The sequence below is a fragment of the Rhodococcus sp. KRD162 genome (genome assembly GCF_017168335.1).
In the GTDB taxonomy this organism is placed as follows: Bacteria; Actinomycetota; Actinomycetes; order Mycobacteriales; family Mycobacteriaceae; genus Rhodococcoides.
Map to the genome: position 1 here is coordinate 71,009 of NZ_JABFAU010000006.1, position 22,614 is coordinate 93,622.

Below are 22,614 nucleotides of genomic sequence, written 5' to 3' on the forward strand. Positions count from 1 at the left end.
ACCCGCCGTACTTACACTGACGCCGACACACAGTCACTCGACTCGGAACGGCACGTCGGGAGGGGCTAACACATGATCTACCGATTGCTCGGCCCGCTGGAGGTGACAGACCCCGACGGCCACCCGCTCGACCTCGGCCCGCGCAAGCAACGCACTGTGCTCGCCGCCCTGGTGGTCGAGAGCGGGCGGGTCGTATCGACCGATCGATTGATCGACGCCCTGTGGCAGGACAACGTCCCGTCCAGTGCCATGGCGAGCCTGCAGGCCTACATCTCGAACCTGCGGCGTGCGCTACGCGTCGACCCTGCCGCGGCATCGGTCATCGTTCGGCAAGCACCGGGCTACGTGCTCGACATCGACGAGCGCGACATCGACCGCACCGCATTCCTTGCCGATGCCGAAGCAGCGCGCGGACATGTTCAGGCGGCTCGGTGGGAGCAGGCCCTGGTCATGTCCGAACGCGCCCTGAACCAGGTGCGCGGGCCCTTCCTCGAAGACCTTCGCGACGAGCACTGGGTCGAGGTGGAAGCAGCGGCTTTCGAGGAAGTGCGCACCGAATGCCGGGAAACCCGAATCACGGCTCTGTTGGCAGCCGGACGTGTGGCACCGGCGTTGGTGGAGGCGGCTGCGCTGTGCCACGAATATCCGCTGCGAGATCGCACCTGCTGGCTGCGCATGCTCTCGTTGCACCGAGCCGGGCGCTCCACCGAGGCATTGCAGACCTTCCGCGATCACGCCGCCCGGCTGGACGAGGAACTCGGGTTGGACGTGGGAACCGAACTCGCCTCACTGCACACCGCCATCCTGCGTCACGATCCGGGGCTGGCGGCATGGCCGCGCCAGCCGGGATGGACGGGCGCGGAACAGCTGTCCATCCCGGACTCGCCTGCCGCTCCGGCCGAGTTCGCCGAGGCAGCACCCGAATCCACGCTGATCGGGCGCACCACCGAATCCGAACTGATCGACGCAATGCTCGATCAGGTGCGTGCAGGCGAGAGTCGCTGGCTGGTGTTGACCGGCCCGGCCGGCATCGGCAAGACGCGACTGGCCGAGGAGTGTGACCGTCGCACAGCCGCCGGTGCCGGACGTTCGGTGTGGGCGCGATGCCTCGAGGACGAGGGCACCCCGGCCTGGTGGCCGATTCGGCAACTGTTGCGCCAGTTGGGGGTCGACGCCGACAGCATCCTCGTCCCACCTGCTCAGGTGGAACCGGACGAGGCAAGATTTGCGGTCTACGAGCGGGTCTCCTCCGCCGTCGAGGCTGCCGTACAGGGGCTGAGATCGGGATCGGAATCTGCGTTGCTGACCCTGATCGTCGACGATGTCCAGTGGGCCGACACGACCTCCCTGCGATGCCTGATGCACTTGGTCACCGTGGTCCATCGATACCCCGTATGGTTCGTTCTGACGTTGCGCGAGAGCGAGACCGGCCCCGAGGTACACAGACTGGTCGATGCGGTACTGCACGCGCCGGCCAACCGCCACCTCACGGTCGCTCCCCTGGGACCGGCGGAGGTGGACGCACTGGCACGGCGGGTCTCGGGCGAGGCCCTGGAGGCCGAGGAAATTCGCCGTCTCGCCGAGCGCACCGGGGGGAACCCGCTTTTCGTCGCCGAGTACGCGCGCCTACCACGAGACGATCGCCAGAGCAGCCAGATACCTTCTGCCGTCCGTTCGGTACTCGGCCGTCGCCTGAACGCGGTGGAACCGGCTGTACTGCACATACTTCGGGTCGCAGCAGTGATCGGTGACTCCATCGACGTCGGTTTGCTCGCTGCGACTACCGGGATGACCGTCGACACTCTCGCCGACTACCTCGACGACGCCGCCGACGAACGCATCATCGTGGCCGATCCCACCGGCGGCTGTGTCTTCACCCACGGCCTGATGAGAGAGGCAGTGCTGGAGGCAATTCCAGCACTGCGCAGGCAACGCATCCATGCCTCGGTGGCCCGGGCCCTGACCGATTCGCACGATGCGGACCGATCCAGCATGCGCGCGCAACATCTGATGGCCGCGCTGCCGATCGTGGATCCTCGAATCGTTCTCTCGGCCTGCACCGATGCAGCGCGCGAAGCGACCGAACGGTGGAGCTCGGAAACGGCGGCGCGGTGGTGGGAGGGCGCAGTCCGGGCATTCGATCTCCTTCCGGCCTCGGAGCAGGTCTCGGACGAGCGAGACGACCTACTGGTGGCACGCGTGGAAGCGCTGGCGCGGGCAGGCCGCGGCCAGACTGTGCTCGATGTCGTCGACGAGTGTCTGCTCGACGCGGTGCGTCAGGGCCGGACGTCGACGGTCGGACGGTTGGCCGCTGCCCTCCTGCGCGCCGCCGGTGCCTGGCCGTGGGTGTCCTACGGGCGCGACCCCGCACCCCTGCTCGGCAGGCTCGCCGGCATGGAACACTTCGTCGAATCCGACGCACCTGCTCACGCGCGAGTGCTGGCGGCCACGGCCGTCGGATTCTGCTATCACCCGGACTCCACGGTGCCCGATGCGCTGAGCCGTCGTGCCCTGGACATCGCGACGGCGACAGGGAACTCCGAGGTGCTCGCCGACGCCCTGTTGGGCCGGATCCTGCTGTTCTCAGGTGTGGCGGAGCACAGCGAGGAATCCCTCGGACTGCTCCGAGAACTGTTCGCGCTCCCTCATCGTCATGCGCCGTTCGACAACGTCATCGCCCATGCCGTGGCGAGCATGACCGAAATGAACCTGGGCGAGGTGGGCAAGGCCACCGATCATCTGCGACGCGGGATCGCCGGGTGCGACCTACTGAGACTGCCAGTGCTGCGAGTCCAATTACGCTGGATGGAAGCAACATTGGCCGCCTGGCACGGAGACTTCGACCACAGTCGTCGGCAGCACGAAACGGCACGCCAGATCCACCTGCAGACCGAGCTGTACACCGCCGGCAGCGCCGGGCTGGCATGGAACTCGCTGGAGTGGGAGTGCGGCAGTCTCGCGAACACCGAGCCGGGGATCGTCGAGCCGCAGTCGTGGACCATTGCCATCGACGCCGCGAACGGCCGCAGAGAGCAAGTGGCACAGTCGATAGCTCGATGGCTGGCCGAGCCCGGGCCGTCGACATGGACAACGCTCGGCCACCGTACCCTCTTGGCGCGCGTTGTCGCCGATCTCGAGCTGGTCCAGTTCGCCGAGGTTTTCGTGGATCTGCTCGAGCCGTTCACCGACCGCATCGCGACGGTCGGGCATGTCGGCTGCATCGGGTCGGTCGCAGAGGCATCGGCACGGCTGCATGCGGTGCTCGGTCGCGCCGATCGAGCCGCCGAGTTGCTCGATCGTGCCGAGGCACTGGCAACCCGTACCGGCAGCCGCCCGACCCTGCTGCGGTGCCGACTGCTTCGAGCGCAGCTGTTGCCACCGTCGACCGCCCGCGCGGATGCAGTGGCCGAGATACTCGCAGAGGCCGAACGAAGCGGCATGCGCGGCCTCGCTGATCAGTTCAAGAATTCTCCAAGCGCGATCGGTCATTGTCGTTCTCGTTGAACCACACGACGAGAAACGGATTCCACCATGACTGTTCACTCCTCCACGATCGACGCTGATATCGACTCGCTGCGCGGCGAACTGACGGGCTCGCTCGCGACGGCAGGCGAACCGGGCTACGAACTCGCGATGCCCTGGAATGTCGCCGTACCCGTGCGACCGCTCGCCGTCGTCGCGGTACGTGACGCGCGCGATGTGGTGAGCACTGTTCGATGTGCCGCACGAACCGGGCTACGGGTGGCTGTCGGCCGCACCGGCCACGGCGCAGTCCCGATCGACGACAACGTTCTGTTCGTCCACACCGGACACCTCGACAGCTGCGTCGTCGACCCCGAAACCCGAACCGCACGGCTCGGCGCAGGCGTGATCTGGCAGGACGTCGTCGACGCCGCAGCACCGCATGGTCTGGCTCCACTGTGCGGATCGTCCACTGCCGTCGGGGTGGTCGGCTTCCTCACCGGTGCGGGCATCGGCCCCCTGGTGCGCACATTCGGTCTGTCCTCCGATCACGTCCTGGCTTTCGAACTGGTTACCGGCGAAGGCGACATCCTGCGCGTCACGGCCGATCAGCACGCCGAACTGTTCTGGGGACTGCGTGGAGGGAAGTCGACTCTCGGCATCGTCACCGCGGTAGAGATCGACCTGATGAAGATCTCGCACTTCTACGGGGGTGCACTGTATTTCAGTGGCTCCGATGCTTCCGCCGTCGCCCATGCCTGGCTGGATCTGTGCGCTGATCTGCCCGAGCACACGTCCACGTCGATGGCGCTGCTTCAGCTACCGGCACTCCCTCAGGTTCCCCCGCCACTGGCCGGCCGCTTCACCGTGGCGATCCGGTTCGCCAGTGTCGCAGAACCGGATGCTGCGCAGGCCCTGCTGGCTCCGATGCGAGCCGTCGCCGCTCCCGTCATCGATGCCGTTGGAGTACTTCCCTATTCGGCCATCGGTGCGGTGCACGCCGATCCGACCGACCCTATGCCGTCGCACGAATTCAGTTGCCTCACCAACCGATTGACCCATGCTGCCGTCGACTCACTACTCGCGGTGGCAGGTCCCGAGTCCGGCTCACCGCAGACGGTGGTGGAACTCCGCCTGCTCGGCGGCGCTCTCGCTCGCGAGCCACAGCACCGAAGCGCCTTCTGCCATCGAGATGCCGCGTTCACGCTCTTCACCGTCGGCGTGCCAGGGCACGGGGCGCTCGACGAACACGCGAGAAAGGTCGAGCAGGCGATGGCCCCGTGGTCGACCGGAGGGGCGCTGCCGAACTTCGCGGCGGGTGTCGAGCCCGAGCGCATTGCGCGGACGTACGACGAGGACACCGTGCACTGGCTCAGCGCTCTCGCCGATGAACACGATCCGTCCGGTGTGCTGCGTGTCGGGCCGGTGGTTCGAGGAATCGGTGGCGCACCCGCCGCCCAAAGTGTAATCATGTAACTACGATTACATCCCAGCTAGGAGCACTCATGAAACCCAACGGACGCTCGTTCGGCCGCCCCGGCGGCTGGCAGCACACAGACATCCCTGATGCCACCGACGTAGGAGAATGGTTCGGCGGCCGACTTCCCGAAAGCTGGTTCGACGGCGAAGCCTCCGTCGAGGTCGACCGCGAGGAGATCGTCGTCATCGGCGAACTGCCCACCGAACAGGACAGTTCACCCGCCGCCACCGAGGGCCGCATCGCTCGCTTCCGGGAGACGACCCGCGGTGACCGCATGCAGATCGCTGCCGAGGCCGAGAAACGCTACGGCCGCAAGGTCGCCTGGGGAGTCCGCAACGATTCCGAGGTCGTCCTGTTCACTCACCTCGCCGTCCCGGTCATGACGCGGCTGCGTCAGCCCGAGCGCCGCGTTCTCGACACCCTCGTCGACGCAGGCGTCGCTCGATCTCGCGCGGATGCACTCGCCTGGGCAGTCAAGCTGGTCGGCGAACACACTCAGGAGTGGCTGGACGAGCTACGTGGGGCGATGGAATCGGTCGACGAACTGCGCAAGAAGGGGCCGAAGATCTAATTCGATTGCGCGAACGTCAGGCTCGGGGTTACCGTTGCCCTTGCCTTGTTGCCCACAGATTCGGAGAGGCCATTGCTCTTCCAAAGGTTCTAGACGCCTGCTGATCGTCCGCATGCACACCTTTGGAGCTCTCGATGCCTCGTCCTTCATCCCTGTCTGTCTCGAACCTGACGTTCACCTGGCCGGGCGGCGATCCCGCCTTCGACGCCCTCTCCGCCATCTTCCCCAGCGGTACAACAGGTCTCATCGGCTCCAACGGTGCCGGAAAGTCCACTCTGTTGAGGTTGATCGCCGGTGAACTGACACCGCAGCGCGGCTCGATCTCGACGCCCGGCGTCCTGGGTTACCTGCGTCAGGACGTCACACTCGATCCCCAGCTTCGCGTGGACTCGGTACTGGCCATCGCCGCCACCCGAGAAGCGTTGCACCGCATCGAATCCGGAACGTCGACCGAGGACGATTTCGCGATCGTCGGAACTGCGTGGGACATCGAAGAACGCGCACTGGCACTGCTGGACAAGCTCGGCCTCGGAGCCATCGTCGGCTCGCTCGATGACCTCGACAGACCAGTAGGCACCCTGTCGGGCGGCGAAGCCATGTTGCTCGCTCTCACTGCACAGTTGCTGGCCGAACCCGAGGTACTGCTACTCGACGAGCCCACGAACAACCTCGATCAGGTTGCACGAGAACGCTTGTACACGGCCGTCGACGGCTACACAGGCGTGCTTATCGTCTGCACTCACGATCTCGAGCTGCTCGAACGCGTCGACTCCATCGCCGAAGTGCGGGCCGAACGCGGCGGGGTCTCGCGGCTGCGCATGTTCGGCGGAAACTACCAGCACTACCGTTCGGTCGTCGACGCGGAACAAGACGCAGCGCGGGCAACCGTCCGTGATGCCAAGAACGACGTCCGCAAGCAGGAACGCGAATTGATCGACACCCGAATCAAACTCGACCGACGTGCGCGCTACGGCAAGAAGATGGAAGAACACAAGCGCGTGCCTCCGATCCTCGCGGGCCGACGCAAGCGAGCAGCACAGGAATCGGCAGGCAAACTGCACGGAACCCACACCGCCCGACTCGACGACGCCCGATCATCCCTGTCCGCCGCAGAGGACCTCCTGCGCGACGACCGCGAGATACGCGTCGACCTTCCCGCAACAAAAGTCCATCCAGGGCAAGAAGTACTCGCCTGCGGGGACGTCCACATCGTCGGCCCGGAGCGGATCGCTCTGACCGGACCGAACGGCAGCGGCAAGACCACACTGTTGCGCACCCTCGAAGCCGCTGGCGCGACGGTGCCGTGGAAATACCTGCCGCAGCGACTCGATGTCTTCGACGAATCGCGAACCGTAGCCGACAACGTCGCCGACGTCGCACCGCACGCAACCCCCGAACAGATCCGGGGCCAGCTCGCCAGATTCCTGTTCCGCGGATCCGACGCCGATGCCGTCGTCGCCACTCTCTCCGGTGGCGAACGACTGCGGGCAGCACTGGCACGAATTCTGCTCGCCGAGCCTGCTCCGAAACTACTGATGCTCGACGAGCCAACCAACAACCTCGACATCGCCAGCCGACAACACCTCATCGATGCACTCAGAACCTTCGAGGGTGCACTGATCGTCGCCAGTCACGATCGCCCATTCCTCGACGCCATCGGTCCCACCCGCACCATCGACCTGAGCCCCACCCCGCCCACACCGCCCGCCGAAGCTGCCGAAGAAGCGGCCGCCCGTGGGGACTCAATGTTTCGGGGGTCAATGTCACATTGAGTGGACTCGACGGGCAACAATCGCGGGGTGGAGTACGCCGTGAATGCAGCCGATGGAACACAGATCGCGTACACGGTGACGGGCTCCGGCCCACCGCTGTTGATGGTGCACGGCAGTTTTCTGACGCATACGATCTGGCGGACGTTCGGCTACGTGAAGGCGCTGCGCGGGAGTCGGCAGCTGATCCTGGTCGACAATCGTGGGCACGGCCGCAGCGAGAAGCCCCACTCCCCCGACGCATATGCGATGGGCACTATCGTCGGCGATCTGACGGCGGTGCTCGATGCGGTGGGCACGAAGACCGTCGACTACCTCGGGTATTCGTTCGGGGCGCGGGCGGGCCTGGCGTTGACGGCCGCGGCACCCGAGCGGGTGCGGTCACTGGCGGTCGGCGGCGGGAGCCACGGCGCTCAGGCGGGCGCATTCGATCGCCTGTTCTTTCCCGGGTGCGCGGACGTGTTGGAGCAGGCCGGCATGGACGGCTTTCTCGAGGCGTGGAACGAACACCGCATCTTCCCGGTGGATGCAGGAACGCGAACGGTGTTTTCCGCCAACGATGCTCAGGCCTTGGCTGCGTACATCCGGGCCTGCGACGCCGATCCCGGACTACCCGACGAGGTTCTGCAGGGATTCACGCAGCCGTCGCTGTTCTACGTCGGCAGCCAGGACGGCACCAGGCTCGACGACACCCGGGCTGCTGCGGCGTTGGTTCCGAACTCCGAGTTGCATGTCATTCGCGGATTCGATCATTCGACGACGATGGCGGCCTCGGCTGACGTGCTCGAGCTTCTCGAGCGGTTCTGGGGCAACTGACCTCTCCGTCCACAATCCGCCTCGTCAATCGGGATCCCGCCTCCCACCGCAAATAGTGGACACCCACATCACCTACGGCACGCGAAACCCTGCACACCCGTACCAACGGACCTCAGTGTCCACAATTCGCCTCCGCAATCGGGATCCCGCCTCCCACAGCGAATAGTGGACACCCACGTCACTTCTTCAGTGCAGGAAACTGGTCGTCACGCCACTCGGTGTCCAGCGGCCCGACGGCCGCGTCCTCGCGGGCACGCAGTTCCACTCGGCGAATCTTTCCGGAGATGGTTTTCGGCAGCTCGAAGAACTCGATTCGGCGCACTCGCAGAAAGGGTGCCAGGTGCTCGCGGGCGTACTTCAGGATCTCGAATGCCGTCTCTTCGTTGGGTTCCCAGCCCGATGCCAATGCCACATAAGCTTTGGGCACGGCCAGTCGCGTCTCGTCGGGGGCCGGCACCACGGCGGCCTCGGCCACTGCGGGGTGTTCGATGAGCACGCTTTCGAGCTCGAACGGGGAGATCTTGTAGTCGGAGGCCTTGAACACGTCGTCGGTGCGGCCGACGTAGGTGATGTAGCCCTCGGAGTCCCGCGATGCGACATCGCCGGTGTGGTAGTAGCCGTCGGCCATGACGGCGGCATTGCGTTCGGGGTCACCGAGATAGCCGGTCATCAGGTTGAACGGGTTCTGGGCCAGGTCGAGGCAGATCTCGCCTTCGTCGGCGAGCTCTCCGGTGCCGGGGTCCACGATCACCACCGGTACGCCCGGTAGCGGCCGGCCCATCGATCCGGACTTGAGCACCGCGCCAGGTGTATTGGCGACCAGCGCAGTGGTTTCCGTCTGCCCGAATCCGTCGCGGATGTTCAGGCCCCACTCCCGCTGCACCGTGGAGATCACTTCCGGATTGAGCGGTTCACCGGCACCGATGGCCTCACGCAGCGAACCTCCACCACCGGCAAGGTCAGCTTGAATGAGCATGCGCCACACGGTCGGTGGTGCGCAGAACGTCGTCACCTCGGCGCGACGGATCTGCTCGAGCAATGCCTTCGCGTCGAATTTGCCGTAGTTGTAGATGAAAATCGTGGCCTCGGCTATCCACGGCGCGAAGAAGCAACTCCACGCATGCTTGGCCCAGCCCGGCGAGCTGATGTTCAGGTGTACGTCGCCCGGACGAAGGCCGAGGAAGTACATCGTGCTCAGGTGTCCTGCGGGATAGGATATCTGCGTGTGTTCGACCAGCTTGGGTTTGCTTGTGGTGCCGGAGGTGAAGTACATCAGCAGCCGGTCGGTGGGCGCAGTGACGGACTCGAACGGCCGGCGCTCCACGGAGCGGGCCTCGGAGTAGTCGATCCAACCGTCTGCCGCCGAGGTTGCGATGCGTAGGTAGTCGCCGGGGACCTCGTCGAATTTGCCGGTGTCCGAGGGGTTCACGATCGCGGCGCGTGCATTTCCACGTACCACGCGATCGGTCAGATCACTCGATCCGATGGCGGTGGTGGTCGGCATCAGTACCGCACCGAGCTTCATCACCGCCAGCATCGATTCCCACAGTTCCACCTGGTTGCCGAGCATCAGGATCACCGAGTCGCCGCGGCCGATTCCCTGCTGTTCGAGCCAGCGGGCAACCTGGTCGGAGCGGCGCGCGATGTCGTCGAAGCTGTATTTGGCCTCGCTGCCGTCCTCTTCGACGATCCACAGCGCGGTAGCGTCGTTGCCGCGGGCGATCGCGTCGTACCAATCGATCGCCCAGTTGAACGTCTCACCGAACGACGGCCAGTCGAAAGTCGCTACTGCGCGGTCGTACTCGCCGTACGTGTCGAGCAGTAGATCGCGCGCGTTCCTGAACGCCGTGTACGCCGACTCGACCATGTTGCCTCCTACGCCTGTGATGCCCATCACTGCCACGCTAGGGAATCTCGGACACGCCCGCTACCCCTGAATGGGGGGCCTAGATCCGCTACCCTGGCGCACCGTGGCCATCAGATACTTCGCGGTCGCATGCGCATTGGGGATAGTCCACGCCGCGTTTTCCGCCTATTGGGCCGCAGGTGGGCGTTGGATGCTCGCTACCGTCGGTGCCTTCGCGACGGAGTGGGTCGACACCGAACCGGCGACCGCGAAGACCGCACTGCTGGTGCTCGCGCTCGTCAAGCTTGCCGCGGCGATTCTGCCCGCCCTTGCATACATGAACAAGCCGCGCCTGACAGCACAGAGCCGGGCCAGGGTGGCGTCGCTGATTCTCGGCATTTCCTGGCCCGGCTCGGTGCTGCTGATCGCGTGGGGTGGATTGTCGTTCTTCGGTGCGGTGATCGGCCTGATCGCCTCGGACGAGAACCGCAGCGTCAAATACGGACACCTGCTCTTCGACGGCATCTTCCTGCTCTGGGGGGCCTCGCTACTGACGGCCCTGATCCTCGCCCGAAGAACCGCAGGTGAGCCCCGCTAGATCCGCTCCCCCGTCTCCGGGTGGAAGAGATGAATCGGACCATCGAGACGCGTCAGGCCGATGCTCTCGCCGATCTTCGCCGGTGCCCGCACTGCCGAACGGGCGACGAGCGAAACCGGACCCCCGTCGAGACCCCGGACCTTCGGATCGTCCAGGTGCGCATAGAGGTACGACTCGCTGCCGAGTTCCTCGATCAGATCGACCTTGCCCTCGAAGCCCTCACCACTGCCGTGCACGATGCCGAGCTGCTCCGGACGGAGCCCGACGGTGACGTCGTCGAGACCGAGGCTCGCGAGCTTGGTCAGTTCGTCGCGCTCGAGCGGGAGCAGGAACTTGCCGATCTGCACACCACCCGAGCCGATGGGTACCGTCATCAGGTTCATCGCCGGTGACCCGATGAAGCCGGCGACGAAGGCGTTGACCGGCTTGTCGTACAGGTCCGTCGGCGACGCGAATTGCTGGAGCTTGCCGCCGCGAAGTACGGCTACGCGGTCACCCATGGTCATGGCCTCGACCTGATCGTGGGTGACGTAGACGGTGGTGGTGCCGAGTCTGCGCTGCAGCGCAGCGATCTGCGTACGCGTCTGCACACGCAGTTTCGCATCCAGGTTGGACAGCGGCTCGTCCATGCAGAACACCTGCGGCTCGCGAACGATGGCGCGTCCCATGGCAACTCGCTGACGCTGACCACCCGAAAGCTTGCCGGGCTTGCGGTCGAGGTATTCGGTGAGGTCGAGGATCTTCGCGGCCTCGGCCACCTTCTTCGTCCGCTCTTCGAGCGAGATGCCGCGCATCTTGAGCGCGAATCCCATGTTCTCCCCGACGGTTTTGTTGGGGTAGAGCGCGTAGTTCTGGAACACCATCGCGATATCGCGGTCCTTGGACGGAACACCCACCATGTTCTTGCCGCCGATTTCGATGGCACCTCCGTCGATCTCCTCGAGTCCTGCGAGCATCCGCAGGGCGGTGGACTTGCCGGAGCCGGAAGGGCCGACGAGTACGACGAATTCGCCGTCCTGGATGTCGAGGTCGAGTGAATCGACGGCGAGCTTGTCGGCACCTTCGTAGACGCAGGACGCTTTCTTGTACGTGATTGCAGCCATGAGACTTTCTCCTATTTGATGGCGCCGAAGGACAGGCCGCGCACGAGCTTGTTCTGCGCGAACCATCCGGCAAGGACGACGGGGAGGGCTGCGAATGTCGCAGCAGCGGACAGCTGGGCCCAGTACAGGCCCTGGCCGGTGATGAATCCGACGAGATACACCGGAATCGTCTGGGCCTGAACGGCGGTGAGGTTGACGGCGAAGAAGAACTCGTTCCACGAGAAGATCACACAGATCAACGACGTGGCCGCGATGCCAGGCGAGACGAGCGGCAGGATCACCTCGCGTACCGATGTCCACAGTGATGCGCCGTCCATGCTCGCAGCCTCGAGCAGTTCGCTCGGCACCTCGAGGAAAAACGAACGCATCATCCATACGGCGATCGGCAGATTCATCGCGGTGTACAGCACCACCAAGGTCCAGATGTTGTCCAACATCCCGATGTCGCCGACGATGACGTACAGCGGCACGATCGCCGCGACGACGGGGAGCATCTTGGTGGAGATGAAGAAGAACAGCACGTCCTTGGTCTTCTTCACCGGACGCAGCGACAATGCGAACGCTGCCGGAACACCCAGCAGCAGAACGAAGATCGTCGAGACGATCGTCGCGAATGCCGAGTTCAGCAGTGTGGTCCCGATGCCGCTCTCGAGCACGCCGCGGTATTGATCGAGGGTCGGAGTGAAGAACAGCTTGGGCGGGTCCGAGTAGGCGTCGGCCTCCTGTTTGAAGCCGGTGAGAACCATCCACAGCACCGGGAAGAAGAAGGTGATACCCGCGACCCAGGCCACGAGAGACCAGATCGATCCCGGTCCCCACTTGCTCTTGCGCTTGATCGGCGCGGCGTCGGTGTCGGTTCTGTCCACAGTTGCGGTGCTCATCACGCAGCCTCCTCGGTTCCGCTGAAGCTCTTGAAGATCAGTCTCAGCGCCAGGGTGCTGACGATGATGGTGGCGACGACGGTGACGACGCCCATGGCTGCGGCCTGGCCGATGTCGAAGCCGAGGAACGCGCGCTGATAGATGTAGAACGGTAGGTTCGCGCTGGCCACACCAGGCCCGCCCGAGGTCATCATGTAGACGGCATCGAAGGTGTTGACGAGATAGATCGCTCCGAGCACTGCACCGAGTTCGATGAATCGGCGCAGGTGCGGCAACGTGAGTTCACGGAAGAGCTTGATCGGGCCTGCACCGTCGACCCGCGCAGCCTCGGCTATGTCCTTGGGCATGGACTGCAGACCCGCGAGGATGAGCAGCATCATGAACGGAGTCCACTGCCAGATCAGGTTCGCCATGACCGCGGGCAGTGGGAAGCGCGAGACCCAGTCGATCTGATCGACGCCGAACGGACTGAGCGCGAAATTGATCAGGCCGAATACCGGATCGAACATCGTGGTCTTCCAGATCAACGCTCCCGCGACCGGGGTGATCAGGAAGGGGGTGATCAGCAGTGTTCGGATCAGGCTGCGGCCGATGAACTTTCGATCCAGCAGCAGCGCCAGGAACAGCCCGAGAACCACCGAGATGATGACGGTTCCGACGATCATGATCACCGTGTTGAGGGCCACTTCACGGAACTGGCTGTCTCGGAAGACCGCGACATAGTTGTTGAGCCCGTTGAACCTCTGCGAACCCGGCCGGACGAGGTTCCACGACTGCGTCGAGTAGTACAGCGTGAACAGGAACGGAACCTGGGTGACGAGAATGGCGAACACCATGGCGGGCAGCAGCGGGCCGCGGCGTCGCCAGCCTTCTGCCTTCGAGACAGTTCTGGTTCTCGGTACGAACTCTTCGGAATCGGCCTGCGCCGATCGCGTTTCGGTGGTGGTCATCCCTGGCCCTCCTGGTACGTCTTGCCGACCACTTCGGCGTACTGCTGCGCTTGGTCGAGCGCGTCCTGGACGCTGATTCGTCCTGCCACTGCTGCGCTGATCTGTTGGCTGACGCGGGTTCCCAGGTCCTGGAACTCGGGAATGGTCAGGAATTGCACTCCGGTGTAGGGAACCGGATCAACGGTCGGATTGTTCGGGTCTGCACCGTTGATCGAATCCAGGGTCACCTGGCCGTAGGCCGCGGATGCTTCCTTGTACTCGGGGATCTCGTAGGTGGACAGGCGGCTGCCGGGAGGCACTCGCTCCCAGCCCAATTCGTTGCCCACCTTCTTCAGGTACTCCTTGCTGGTCATCCACGAGACGAACTTCCATGCGTCGTCCGGATGCTCGGTGGTCTTCGGGATGCCGAGCGCCCATGAGTACAGCCAGCCGTTGTCGCCCTTGACCGCCGACGGCGCCTTGGCGTATCCGATCTTGCCGACGACATTGCTCGAGGTGGGGTCCTCCAACACCGACACTGCGGACGTTGCGTCGTACCACATCGCGGTATTTCCCTGCGAGAGCTGGGTGCCGCACTCGCTGAATCCACTTGTGGCAGCGCCGGCTTGCCCGTGCTCGCGAACCAGGTCGACGTAGAACTGTACGGCCTGCTCGACCTGCGGGCTGGTGAGCTGCGCATTCCAGTTCTCGTCGTACCACCGTCCGCCGAAGGCATTGATGACGGTGTCGAGCGGTGCCAGCACCTCACCCCAACCGGGCTTGCCGCGCAAGCAGATGCCCGAGACACCGGGACTGTCGAGCTTGGCTGCCGCATCGGCGACCTGCTGCCAGGTCGGCTCTTCCGGCATCGTGATGCCCGCGGCTTCCATCAAGTCCTTGCGGTACATCAGGAACGACGACTCGCCGTAGAACGGAACCGAGTACATGTCGCCCTCGTAGGACAACGACTCCTTCAACGTCGGAATGAAGTCGTCCTGGTCGTAGCCCGGTGTGGCATCGGCATATTCGGACAAGTTGGTCAGCCACCCGTTCTCGGCCCACTGCGGGGTCTCGAAGTTGCTGATCATCACCACATCGAACTCGCCGCCACCTGTGGCCACCGAGGCCGTGATCTTGGCGCGTGCTTCGTTCTCCGACAGCGACACGAACTTCAGATTGATGCCCGGATTCTCCGCCTCGAATTCCGGAGCGAGGGAAATGGCGTCGGACATCTGCGAATTCGAGACGATCGCAACGGTGATCGTCGTGCCGTCACCGCCACCTCCGAACGAGCCTGCTCCGGCACATCCGGACAGTACCAAGGTCGTCGCGAGCGAGGCCGCGACAGCCACTTTCGGTAATATCCTCACTGAGCTACCTTTCCGTTCGTTGCTGCGGCCTGCGCCACAAGCCAACGTGCACTTTCGATATCGGTCACCAAGATCGAGGCGAGTCCACCGCGCAGCGCACCGAGCAGCGCCTCGTGTTTGCGCTGTCCGCCGGTGACGAGCACAGCCCGCTCGCACGCTCTGATGGCGTCGAGCCCCACCGACACGGTTCGACCCGGGAGCGATCCCCCGGTGTCGTTACCGTCGGCGTCGTAGAACCGTCCGCCGATCTCGCCGACCGCACCGAGCCTGCGCAGTTCGTCGAGCACTTCGAGGTCGATGAAGCTGCCCTCGAACAATGTGGTGGACGTGGAAACGGGACCGATGCCGTACATCATCACGTCGGCATCGGTCCCGGCTTTGAGGGCGCGCGAGATCACGGAATCCTGCTCGAGTGCAACCACTGTCGCCTGATCTGCGTACAGCGGCGCGTTGAGCCTGATGGGTGTCGCCTGCAGATAGGCGGCGCACCGTCCGAGTGTGTACTCGACGCCGGTTTGATAGTCGGCCGAGGTGATGGAGCCGTCGAGCTGCACCACCGCAGTACATTTGGTGGACCGCGTCTTGAGCGAACCGGCCACCGCCACCGTCTCCGGGCCCCAGGTGAATCCGAGAACGTCCTGGTCCTTGAGCCGTCGTGACAGCAATGTCGCCGCGGCCCGGCCCAGAGATCCGTAGCCGGAGTCCGTGCCGTCGATGACATCCGAGACCACAAGCACCTCGGTGAGCCCGTACTGCGCTTCGAGTTCGCGCTCGACCTCGGCGTGCACGGTGCCCTGAAGATCGTCGGGGACGTTGATCTCGATCGTCACCAACCCCTGCGTTCGAGCACGCGCGACGAGCCGACCCGCAGTGGGACGCGAGACACCCAACTTCAGGGCGATCTCCGCCTGCGTCGCACCCTCGAGGTGATACATGGTTGCGGCCCGCAGGGCCAGGCGGAGGTCCTCGCTGGACCGGGAGGACTGTGCCCCGCCGCCACCGGACGCTGATCCGGCCATGTATACCTCCTTGGGTGAGCATATGCTCAGCTCGTGTTCATCTGCTCACTAAGGTAACATTAAGGTGTGATCTACACAACACCCCCTCACACGCAGCGAGCTGTGCCACAGTCCATGCAGGCCAGCGTGCTCACCCGAGCGCACGAGATACACACCGAGGACCGACCCGTACCCACCCCCGCCCACGACGAGGTTCTCGTCCAGGTCACGGCCGTCGGAGTCTGTGGTTCCGATGCCCACTACTACCGCGAAGGACGGATCGGCGACTACGTCGTCGACGGTCCCCTCGTCCTCGGTCACGAGGCGGCAGGCGTTGTCGTCGCGGTGGGCTCCGGGGTCTCCGAGACCCGCATCGGGCAACGCGTGTCCATCGAGCCGCAGCGGCCCGATCCCACTAGCGCCCAATCTCGCGCCGGCCGCTACAACCTGTGCCCGGCCATGGAATTCTTCGCGACGCCGCCCATCGACGGCGCGTTGGCGGAGTACGTGCTGATCCAATCGACGTTTGCGCACGAGGTTCCCGACACCATCACCGACGAGGCCGCAGCGCTGTTCGAGCCGCTGTCCGTGGGCATCGCGTCGGCGCAGAAGGCAGCGATCTCGCCGGGATCGAGCGTGCTGATCGCGGGCGCAGGACCCGTCGGGCTCGTCACCGCGCAGGTCGCTCGCGCGTTCGGAGCCACCGAGGTGATCGTCACCGACCTCGACGCCTCCCGCCGAGCCAATGCGGAGAGATTCGGAGCCACCCGGGTGCTCGACCCCACGACCGAGGACGTACGCACCCTGACTGTCGACGCGTTCATCGACGCCTCCGGTGCCGCCCGGGCTGTGGTGGACGGCATTCACGCGGTTCGACCCGCCGGTAACGTGGTGCTCGTCGGCATGGGCGGATCCGACTACCCACTGCCGATCTCGGTGATCCAGAACCGAGAGTTGCTGCTCACCGGGGTTTTTCGATACGCCAACACGTGGCCCGTCGCGCGCGCCCTGGTGGAGTCGGGCATGGTGGATCTCGACGCGATGGTCACCTCTCGATTCGGACTCGATCGCGTCGAGGACGCACTGAACGCCGACAAGCTGCCCGGAAGCATCAAAGCTGTTGTGATACCTGGTTTTCGAGAAGATGGAGACAATGCATGAAACTTCGAACGAACAGTCTCTCAGAGATCCATTCCGATGTGGAGGTACCGACCTACGATCGCGCAGCGGTCACCACCGGAATCGTGCACTTCGGCGTCGGCGGCTTCCACCGCGCACACCAGGCGATGTACGTGGATCGGCTGCTCGCGCGCGGCGAGGCGTCGGACTGGGGCATCTGCGGGGTGGGTGTGTTGCCGCACGATCGAAAGATGAAAGAGGTGATGGATGAACAGGACTGCCTGTACACCCTCGCTCTCAAGCACTCCGACGGCACTTGGGAAACGCGCGTCATCGGGTCGATAGTGGAATATCTGTTCGCCCCCGAGGATCCGGAAGCGGTGATCGAGAAGATGGCGTCCGAGGCGGTCAAGATCGTCTCGCTCACCATCACCGAGGGTGGATACAACTTCTCCGCGACCACCGGCGAGTTCGACACCGAGAATCCGGCGATCGTCGCCGACCTGGCCGACGGTGCCGTTCCGGCAACCACTTTCGGACTGGTGGTCGAGGCGTTGGCGCGGCGGAAGGATCGTGGCATGACACCGTTCACGATCATGTCCTGCGACAACATCGAAGGCAACGGTCACATCGCGAAGTCGACGTTCATCACGTTCGCTCGTCTGAAGAACTCGGAACTCGCAGACTGGATCGAGGCCGAGGCCACGTTCCCGAACTCCATGGTCGACCGAATCACCCCGGTGACCACTCCCGAAGTGATGCAAGAACTTTCCGACCGCTACGGCATCGAGGACGCCTGGCCGGTAGCGGCCGAACCGTTCACTCAGTGGGCACTGGAGGATTCGTTCACGCTCGGTCGACCGCAGTTCGAGAATGTGGGCGTCCAGGTGGTCGAGGACGTCACGCCGTACGAGCTGATGAAACTACGACTGCTCAATGCCAGCCATCAGGCCCTGGCGTACTTCGGGTACCTCAGTGGTTACCGACTCGTGCACGAGGTCTGCCAGGACTCGCTGTTCTCCGAATTCCTGCTCGCATACATGGACGAGGAGGCGACGCCGACGCTGCAGCCCGTCCCCGGCATCGATCTGGCCGAGTACAAGCAGACGCTGATAGAGCGGTTCTCCAACCCGGAGATCCGCGATACCGTGGCGCGACTGTGCGCCGAGTCCTCGGATCGAATTCCCAAGTGGCTCTTGCCTGTGATCCGGAAGAATCTCGACACCGGTGGGGAGATCTCGCGGTCCACCGCCGTGGTGGCCAGCTGGGCACGGTACGCCGAAGCCGTCGACGAATCCGGCGAACCGATCGAGATCGTCGACCAGTTGAAAGACTCGCTGGTGCCGATCGCGCAGAGTCAGCGCGAGAATCCGACGGCGTTCATCGCCAATCGCGCGGTGTTCGGGGACTTGATCGACAACGAGCGATTCGTCGCCGAGTACACGAAACAGCTTGCATCGCTGCACGAGAACGGTGCGCGAGCCACCCTGGAGGCGCTCAGGTCAGCTCACTGAATCGTTCGGTGTCGCGGACCTGACCGGACACGATGACGGTATCGCCCGCGGCGATGATGGTGTCGGCTGTGGCGTAGGTGAATCCTTCGCCCGGTCGTTTCACCGCAACGACGGTGACCCGATACTTGGTGCGAATCACGCTCTCGCCCAGTTTTCTTCCGATTATCGATTCCGGCGGCGAGGTCTTGACCATCGCGAAACCGTCGTCGAACTCGATGTAGTCCATCATCCGCCCGCGGACCAGGTGCGCGACGCGTTTGCCCATGTCGTGCTCGGGCCGCACCACGTGGTGGACGCCGATCTGGTTGAGGATCTTGGCATGGGCGTTGCTGATCGCCTTGGCCCAGATATTCGATACGGAAAGGTTGATCAGCGCGGAGGCTGTCAGCAAGCTGGCCTCCAGATCGGATCCGATGCCCACGACAGCGCGGTCGTACTCGTGCACCGACAGTTGCCGCAGCGACTCCTCGTCGGTGGTGTCGGCCACGGCCGCATGAGTGAGCCGATCCGAAACCCGTTGCACCACAGCTTCATCGGTGTCGATGCCCAGGACCTCGACGCCTTGGCCCATCAGTTCCAGTGCCAGCGACTTGCCGAATCGGCCGAGACCGAGGACGACGACGACGTCGGAGGACGGTTTCTTAGCCAATGAACGGCCTTTCCGTGGGGAGCGTGTAGCGCCGCCCGCGGTCGCGGGCGGCGAGGGCACTGACCAGCGTGATAGAACCGATGCGGCCCAGATACATCAGGACGATCAAGATCACCTGGCCCCAGCCGGGTAACTGAGCGGTGATCCCGGTGGACAGTCCCACCGTGGCGAACGCCGAGACCACCTCGAACAGCAGTGCATCGAGATCGAACTCGGTGCCTGCCAGCAACGCCAGGACCGGCACCATGACCAGCGCGACCCCGATCAGCGCGACGGTCAGCGCCTGGCGCTGTACGCGCGTGTCGATCCGACGATCGAATGCCGTCACCTCGCGGTCACCTCGAATCTCGGCCAGGATCACGAACAGCAGAAGCGCGAAGGTCGTCACCTTGATGCCGCCTGCCGTGCCGCCGCTGCCACCACCGATGAACATCAGAACGTCGGTGATCAGCAAGGTCCCGTTGTCCACGTCCGCGTAGTCGACGCTGTTGAATCCTGCGGTTCGGGGCATGGTGCCCTGGAATGTCGCGACGAGCATCTTGTGCCACAAACCGAACCCGCCCAGAGTCCGCGACCACTCGAGGGCCAACACCGCGGCGGGACCGAGGACCAGCAGCACGGCGGTGACGGTCAGCGTCATCCGGGTGTGCAGTGACCAGCGTCGACGCGATCGGTGACCGCGTGCCCGAGTCCGGACTCGGCGACCGATCTCGAACAGAACAGGGAATCCGATGCCGCCCAACACGACCGCCGTCATGAGTGGGACGCAGATCCACGGGTCGGTGGCGAAACCGATCATGCTGTCGCTGAACAGGGCGAAGCCGGCGTTGTTGAAGGCCGAGACGGCATGGAAGATCCCCAACCAGACTGCGCGACCGAGCGGCTCGTCGTAGCCGATGGCAAAGCGGGCCGCCAAGCAGATCGCGACGAGACTCTCGATGATCAGGCTGGTGCGGAATACGCCGACGACGACGCTCCTGACGTCTCCCAGCCCCGAGGTGCGTACCTCGGCGGCGGCATTGAGTCTGCCGCGCAAACCGATTCGGTCGGCCAGAAACAATCCGACCAGGGACGCGATCGTCATGATCCCGAACCCGCCGATCTGGATCAGGGCCAGGATGATCCCCTGCCCGAAGCCCGACCAGTACACCGGGGTGTCCACCACGATCAGACCCGTCAAACTGACAGCCGAGGTGGAGGTGAACAACGCCTGCAGAAATCCGGCCTCGCTCCCGGACTGGGTGGAGCCCGGAATCATCAGCACGCCCGCTCCGAGCACGATGGCCAGTGCGAAACCCGCCGCCATCACCCGAACCGGCGTCGGTCGGAAGCTCGCAGTCCATCGCGATCTCGGGTGAGCGTCTGTCACCTGCGAAACCCTACTGTGCGCTCTCGCGGTGGTGTGCGCGAGTGCCGCATGCGTCGACCCTCACGTGGGAAGTCGAATCTCGAATCGAGCTCCGCCGGCCGGGGAATCGGTCACTCGCACGCTGCCGCCATGGGCGGACACGGTATCGGCGACGATGGCCAGACCGAGGCCTGCACCGCCCTCGTCCCGCGCCCGTGACGAGTCGAGCCGAACGAAACGATCGAACACGCGTGTTCGATCTGCCATCGACACACCCGGACCGTCGTCGTCGATGGAGACCACAGCGTCGTCACCGGACATCGAGCAGGACAACACTATTCGTGTTCTCGCATGCCGAACGGCGTTGTCGACGACATTGCGCACCATTCGGGCAAGCGCCGAGGGGTCTCCGCTGACTCGAACGGGAACTATGGACAACTCCGTCACCACACCGGACGTGGCCTGGACCCGTTTGGCCTCCTCGTACAACAGATCCTCCAGATCGACATCGCCGTAGGCGGCAGCGGTGTCGATCTCGTCGGACCGCGCAAGAACCAACAGGTCCTCGATGAGCTGCCGCATCCGTCGAACCTCGGGAAGCAGGGAGTCGTTCAACAGCGCCGCATCACGCAATTCAGGTCGCGTCTCGGCCAGTTCCAACGCCGCCGTGATCGTGGCCAGTGGGCTGCGCAATTCGTGGGAGGCATCGCTGACGAAACGCTGCTGAGCACGTTGCCCGTCTTCGAGGCGCTCGAGCATATGGTTCATCGTCAGTGCGAGCCGAGCGATCTCGTCGCGAGTATCGGGAACCGGAACCCGTTCGGTCAATCGAGCTCCCGAGATCGATGCGACCCTGGCCCGGATGCTCTCGACGGGGCTCAAGGCCGCACCCACCAGCCGGTACGTGGCGAAGGCGACGAGCGCGACAACGAAGGGACCGACCGCGGCCAGCAGAAGCGCAACCGTGGACACCACCTTCTCCACAGGTTCCCGGTCGGCACCGACCACGACGGTCGCCTGTCCCCGAGGCGAGGACAGTCCCGCCGCGGTCACCCAGAAGTCACCGATCCCGGGAACGGAGATACGTCCGAGATCCTGCACCTCCGACGGGGAAACCTGCTGCGTCGTCAGGGGCGTGGACGCATCGCCCGGCGAGGACGTCAACACCTTCCCCGATGCGTCGACCACCTGCACGATCCCTACCTGCCCGTCGGTCGCCAGCAGAGAGTTCTCCACGCGTGGCCCGTTCTCGTCGCGGTCGCCGGTTCCCCATTGCGCAGCGATCAGAGCCACGCGAGCGGCCGCAGCCGAACGTGCCGAGTCCTCGAGCGAGGTGTAGAGAACACCCAGCAGCGCACCGCCGGCCGCGATCAAGCAGACAGCCACCACCACTGTCGCCGCCACCGCCGACCGCACGCGGACAGTCCACGATCGGGGACGAAGCAGATCTCGGCCGAGATGCACCATGTCAGTGGCCCGCGGCAATGCGATAACCGGCACCGCGCACGGTCTCGATCAGCTTGACCGCGAACGGGTGATCGACCTTCTTACGCAGGTAACCGATATAGACCTCGACGATGTTCTCGTCGCCGTCGAAATTGGCATCCCACACCGACCGAACGATCTCGGATTTGTTCGCCACCACTCCGTTTCGCCTCATCAGATATTCCAGCACGCTGTACTCGCGCGGCGTCAGCGACAACTCCGTGCCCTGCCGGGTCACGCGGTGACGAGAAGGGTCCAGCTCGAGGTCCCCGACCGTGAGAACCGTCGGGCGCGCCGGTGCACCCCGACGCACGAGGGCCCGCAACCGTGCGATCAGGACGACGAACGAGAACGGCTTGACGAGATAGTCGTCGGCACCGAGATCGAAAGCATCGGCGAGGTCGTACTCACCGTCCTTGGCGGAGAGCATCAGGATCGGCGTCCACACCCCCTGCCGACGCAGGTCCCGAACGACGTCGTAACCCTGCTTGCCCGGCAGCATGATGTCGAGGACGATCGCGTCGTAGTCGCCGCTGACTGCACTGTGGAAACCGTCGATGCCATTGTGTTCGACGTCCACGACAAAACCTTCGGCGTCGAGTCCACGGCGGATGGTCTCTGCCAGCCGCGTCTCGTCTTCGACAAGTAGTACTCGCACAACGCACTCTCGAATCGC

Annotated in this window: 18 protein-coding genes; 8 read left to right on the plus strand and 10 right to left on the minus strand. The window is 64.5% G+C overall.

Going from position 1 to position 22,614, the window contains the following annotated elements:
* Positions 1-72 precede the first annotated feature (72 nt).
* The 5 genes from J1M87_RS11580 (at position 73) to J1M87_RS11600 (ending at position 8,098) form a co-directional block, all read left to right on the plus strand.
* The gene (locus J1M87_RS11580) at positions 73-3,504 is read left to right on the plus strand and encodes a BTAD domain-containing putative transcriptional regulator (RefSeq protein ID WP_206489720.1); all 3,432 of its coding nucleotides are present in this window, start codon (positions 73-75) and stop codon (positions 3,502-3,504) included.
* A 27-nt stretch (positions 3,505-3,531) separates the two neighbouring features.
* A complete protein-coding gene (locus J1M87_RS11585) occupies positions 3,532-4,938 on the plus strand; it encodes an FAD-binding oxidoreductase (protein ID WP_206489721.1) in 1,407 nt (468 codons plus the stop codon).
* Positions 4,939-4,967: 29 nt separating this feature from the next.
* Positions 4,968-5,513, plus strand: a complete 546-nt coding sequence (locus J1M87_RS11590) for a hypothetical protein (protein ID WP_206489722.1) — start codon at positions 4,968-4,970, stop codon at positions 5,511-5,513.
* 134 nt (positions 5,514-5,647) lie between these two features.
* A complete protein-coding gene (locus tag J1M87_RS11595; RefSeq protein WP_206489723.1) occupies positions 5,648-7,285 on the plus strand; it encodes an ABC-F family ATP-binding cassette domain-containing protein in 1,638 nt (545 codons plus the stop codon).
* 27 nt (positions 7,286-7,312) lie between these two features.
* On the plus strand, positions 7,313-8,098 hold the full coding sequence (locus tag J1M87_RS11600) for an alpha/beta fold hydrolase (RefSeq protein WP_206489724.1): 786 nt from the start codon (positions 7,313-7,315) through the stop codon (positions 8,096-8,098).
* A gap of 178 nt (positions 8,099-8,276) precedes the next feature.
* Here the strand turns inward: J1M87_RS11600 and J1M87_RS11605 are convergent, their stop codons facing one another.
* Positions 8,277-9,992, minus strand: coding sequence for an AMP-binding protein (locus tag J1M87_RS11605; protein WP_374222380.1), 1,716 nt, complete (start codon positions 9,990-9,992; stop codon positions 8,277-8,279).
* Between the two features lie 76 nt (positions 9,993-10,068).
* Here J1M87_RS11605 and J1M87_RS11610 point away from each other — a divergent pair, with 76 nt between their 5' ends.
* The gene (locus tag J1M87_RS11610) at positions 10,069-10,542 is read left to right on the plus strand and encodes a DUF3995 domain-containing protein (RefSeq protein ID WP_206489725.1); all 474 of its coding nucleotides are present in this window, start codon (positions 10,069-10,071) and stop codon (positions 10,540-10,542) included.
* Here J1M87_RS11610 and J1M87_RS11615 read toward each other — a convergent pair.
* From J1M87_RS11615 to J1M87_RS11635, 5 genes are read right to left on the minus strand one after another with little or no spacing between them, the layout of a single operon-like run.
* Positions 10,539-11,645: an ABC transporter ATP-binding protein gene (locus tag J1M87_RS11615; RefSeq protein WP_206489726.1), complete on the minus strand. Its 1,107-nt coding sequence runs from the start codon at positions 11,643-11,645 to the stop codon at positions 10,539-10,541. The two genes, J1M87_RS11610 and J1M87_RS11615, sit on opposite strands and share 4 nt — an antisense overlap.
* Before the next feature lie 11 nt (positions 11,646-11,656).
* Positions 11,657-12,526 (minus strand): carbohydrate ABC transporter permease, encoded by an 870-nt coding sequence (locus J1M87_RS11620; protein ID WP_206489727.1) that lies wholly within the window; start codon positions 12,524-12,526, stop codon positions 11,657-11,659.
* Positions 12,526-13,476 (minus strand): carbohydrate ABC transporter permease, encoded by a 951-nt coding sequence (locus tag J1M87_RS11625; RefSeq protein WP_206489728.1) that lies wholly within the window; start codon positions 13,474-13,476, stop codon positions 12,526-12,528. Before J1M87_RS11625 ends, J1M87_RS11620 begins: the two co-directional genes overlap by 1 nt.
* Positions 13,473-14,807 carry a sugar ABC transporter substrate-binding protein gene (locus J1M87_RS11630; protein WP_206489729.1) on the minus strand — a complete coding sequence of 445 codons (1,335 nt, stop codon included), beginning with the start codon at positions 14,805-14,807 and terminating at the stop codon, positions 13,473-13,475. The genes J1M87_RS11625 and J1M87_RS11630 overlap by 4 nt, the downstream gene beginning before the upstream one ends.
* Before the next feature lie 14 nt (positions 14,808-14,821).
* The gene (locus J1M87_RS11635) at positions 14,822-15,844 is read right to left on the minus strand and encodes a sugar-binding transcriptional regulator (protein WP_206489730.1); all 1,023 of its coding nucleotides are present in this window, start codon (positions 15,842-15,844) and stop codon (positions 14,822-14,824) included.
* Between the two features lie 114 nt (positions 15,845-15,958).
* Here J1M87_RS11635 and J1M87_RS11640 point away from each other — a divergent pair, with 114 nt between their 5' ends.
* Both J1M87_RS11640 and J1M87_RS11645 read left to right on the plus strand, forming a co-directional pair.
* Positions 15,959-16,984: an NAD(P)-dependent alcohol dehydrogenase gene (locus tag J1M87_RS11640; RefSeq protein ID WP_206489753.1), complete on the plus strand. Its 1,026-nt coding sequence runs from the start codon at positions 15,959-15,961 to the stop codon at positions 16,982-16,984.
* On the plus strand, positions 16,981-18,456 hold the full coding sequence (locus J1M87_RS11645; protein WP_206489731.1) for a mannitol dehydrogenase family protein: 1,476 nt from the start codon (positions 16,981-16,983) through the stop codon (positions 18,454-18,456). The genes J1M87_RS11640 and J1M87_RS11645 overlap by 4 nt, the downstream gene beginning before the upstream one ends.
* Here J1M87_RS11645 and J1M87_RS11650 read toward each other — a convergent pair.
* The 4 genes from J1M87_RS11650 to J1M87_RS11665 all read right to left on the minus strand — a co-directional run bounded on the left by J1M87_RS11650 (position 18,440) and on the right by J1M87_RS11665 (position 22,596).
* Positions 18,440-19,105 (minus strand): TrkA family potassium uptake protein, encoded by a 666-nt coding sequence (locus J1M87_RS11650; protein ID WP_206489732.1) that lies wholly within the window; start codon positions 19,103-19,105, stop codon positions 18,440-18,442. The genes J1M87_RS11645 and J1M87_RS11650 overlap by 17 nt on opposite strands.
* Positions 19,098-20,411 carry a TrkH family potassium uptake protein gene (locus tag J1M87_RS11655; protein WP_206489754.1) on the minus strand — a complete coding sequence of 438 codons (1,314 nt, stop codon included), beginning with the start codon at positions 20,409-20,411 and terminating at the stop codon, positions 19,098-19,100. The genes J1M87_RS11650 and J1M87_RS11655 overlap by 8 nt, the downstream gene beginning before the upstream one ends.
* A gap of 123 nt (positions 20,412-20,534) precedes the next feature.
* Positions 20,535-21,920 carry an ATP-binding protein gene (locus J1M87_RS11660; RefSeq protein WP_206489755.1) on the minus strand — a complete coding sequence of 462 codons (1,386 nt, stop codon included), beginning with the start codon at positions 21,918-21,920 and terminating at the stop codon, positions 20,535-20,537.
* A 1-nt stretch (position 21,921) separates the two neighbouring features.
* Complete coding sequence (locus J1M87_RS11665; protein ID WP_206489733.1) at positions 21,922-22,596, minus strand: response regulator transcription factor; 675 nt, start codon at positions 22,594-22,596, stop codon at positions 21,922-21,924.
* Positions 22,597-22,614: the final 18 nt, after the last annotated feature.

Coding starts and splice junctions, on each gene's coding strand:
- J1M87_RS11580 (WP_206489720.1), top strand. CDS start 73: ATGATCTACCGATTGCTCGGCCCGCTGGAGGTGACAGACCCCGACGGC.
- J1M87_RS11585 (WP_206489721.1), top strand. CDS start 3,532: ATGACTGTTCACTCCTCCACGATCGACGCTGATATCGACTCGCTGCGC.
- J1M87_RS11590 (WP_206489722.1), top strand. CDS start 4,968: ATGAAACCCAACGGACGCTCGTTCGGCCGCCCCGGCGGCTGGCAGCAC.
- J1M87_RS11595 (WP_206489723.1), top strand. CDS start 5,648: ATGCCTCGTCCTTCATCCCTGTCTGTCTCGAACCTGACGTTCACCTGG.
- J1M87_RS11605 (WP_374222380.1), bottom strand. CDS start 9,992: ATGGGCATCACAGGCGTAGGAGGCAACATGGTCGAGTCGGCGTACACG.
- J1M87_RS11615 (WP_206489726.1), bottom strand. CDS start 11,645: ATGGCTGCAATCACGTACAAGAAAGCGTCCTGCGTCTACGAAGGTGCC.
- J1M87_RS11620 (WP_206489727.1), bottom strand. CDS start 12,526: ATGAGCACCGCAACTGTGGACAGAACCGACACCGACGCCGCGCCGATC.
- J1M87_RS11625 (WP_206489728.1), bottom strand. CDS start 13,476: ATGACCACCACCGAAACGCGATCGGCGCAGGCCGATTCCGAAGAGTTC.
- J1M87_RS11635 (WP_206489730.1), bottom strand. CDS start 15,844: ATGGCCGGATCAGCGTCCGGTGGCGGCGGGGCACAGTCCTCCCGGTCC.
- J1M87_RS11640 (WP_206489753.1), top strand. CDS start 15,959: ATGCAGGCCAGCGTGCTCACCCGAGCGCACGAGATACACACCGAGGAC.
- J1M87_RS11645 (WP_206489731.1), top strand. CDS start 16,981: ATGAAACTTCGAACGAACAGTCTCTCAGAGATCCATTCCGATGTGGAG.
- J1M87_RS11655 (WP_206489754.1), bottom strand. CDS start 20,411: ATGGCGGCGGGTTTCGCACTGGCCATCGTGCTCGGAGCGGGCGTGCTG.
- J1M87_RS11660 (WP_206489755.1), bottom strand. CDS start 21,920: ATGGTGCATCTCGGCCGAGATCTGCTTCGTCCCCGATCGTGGACTGTC.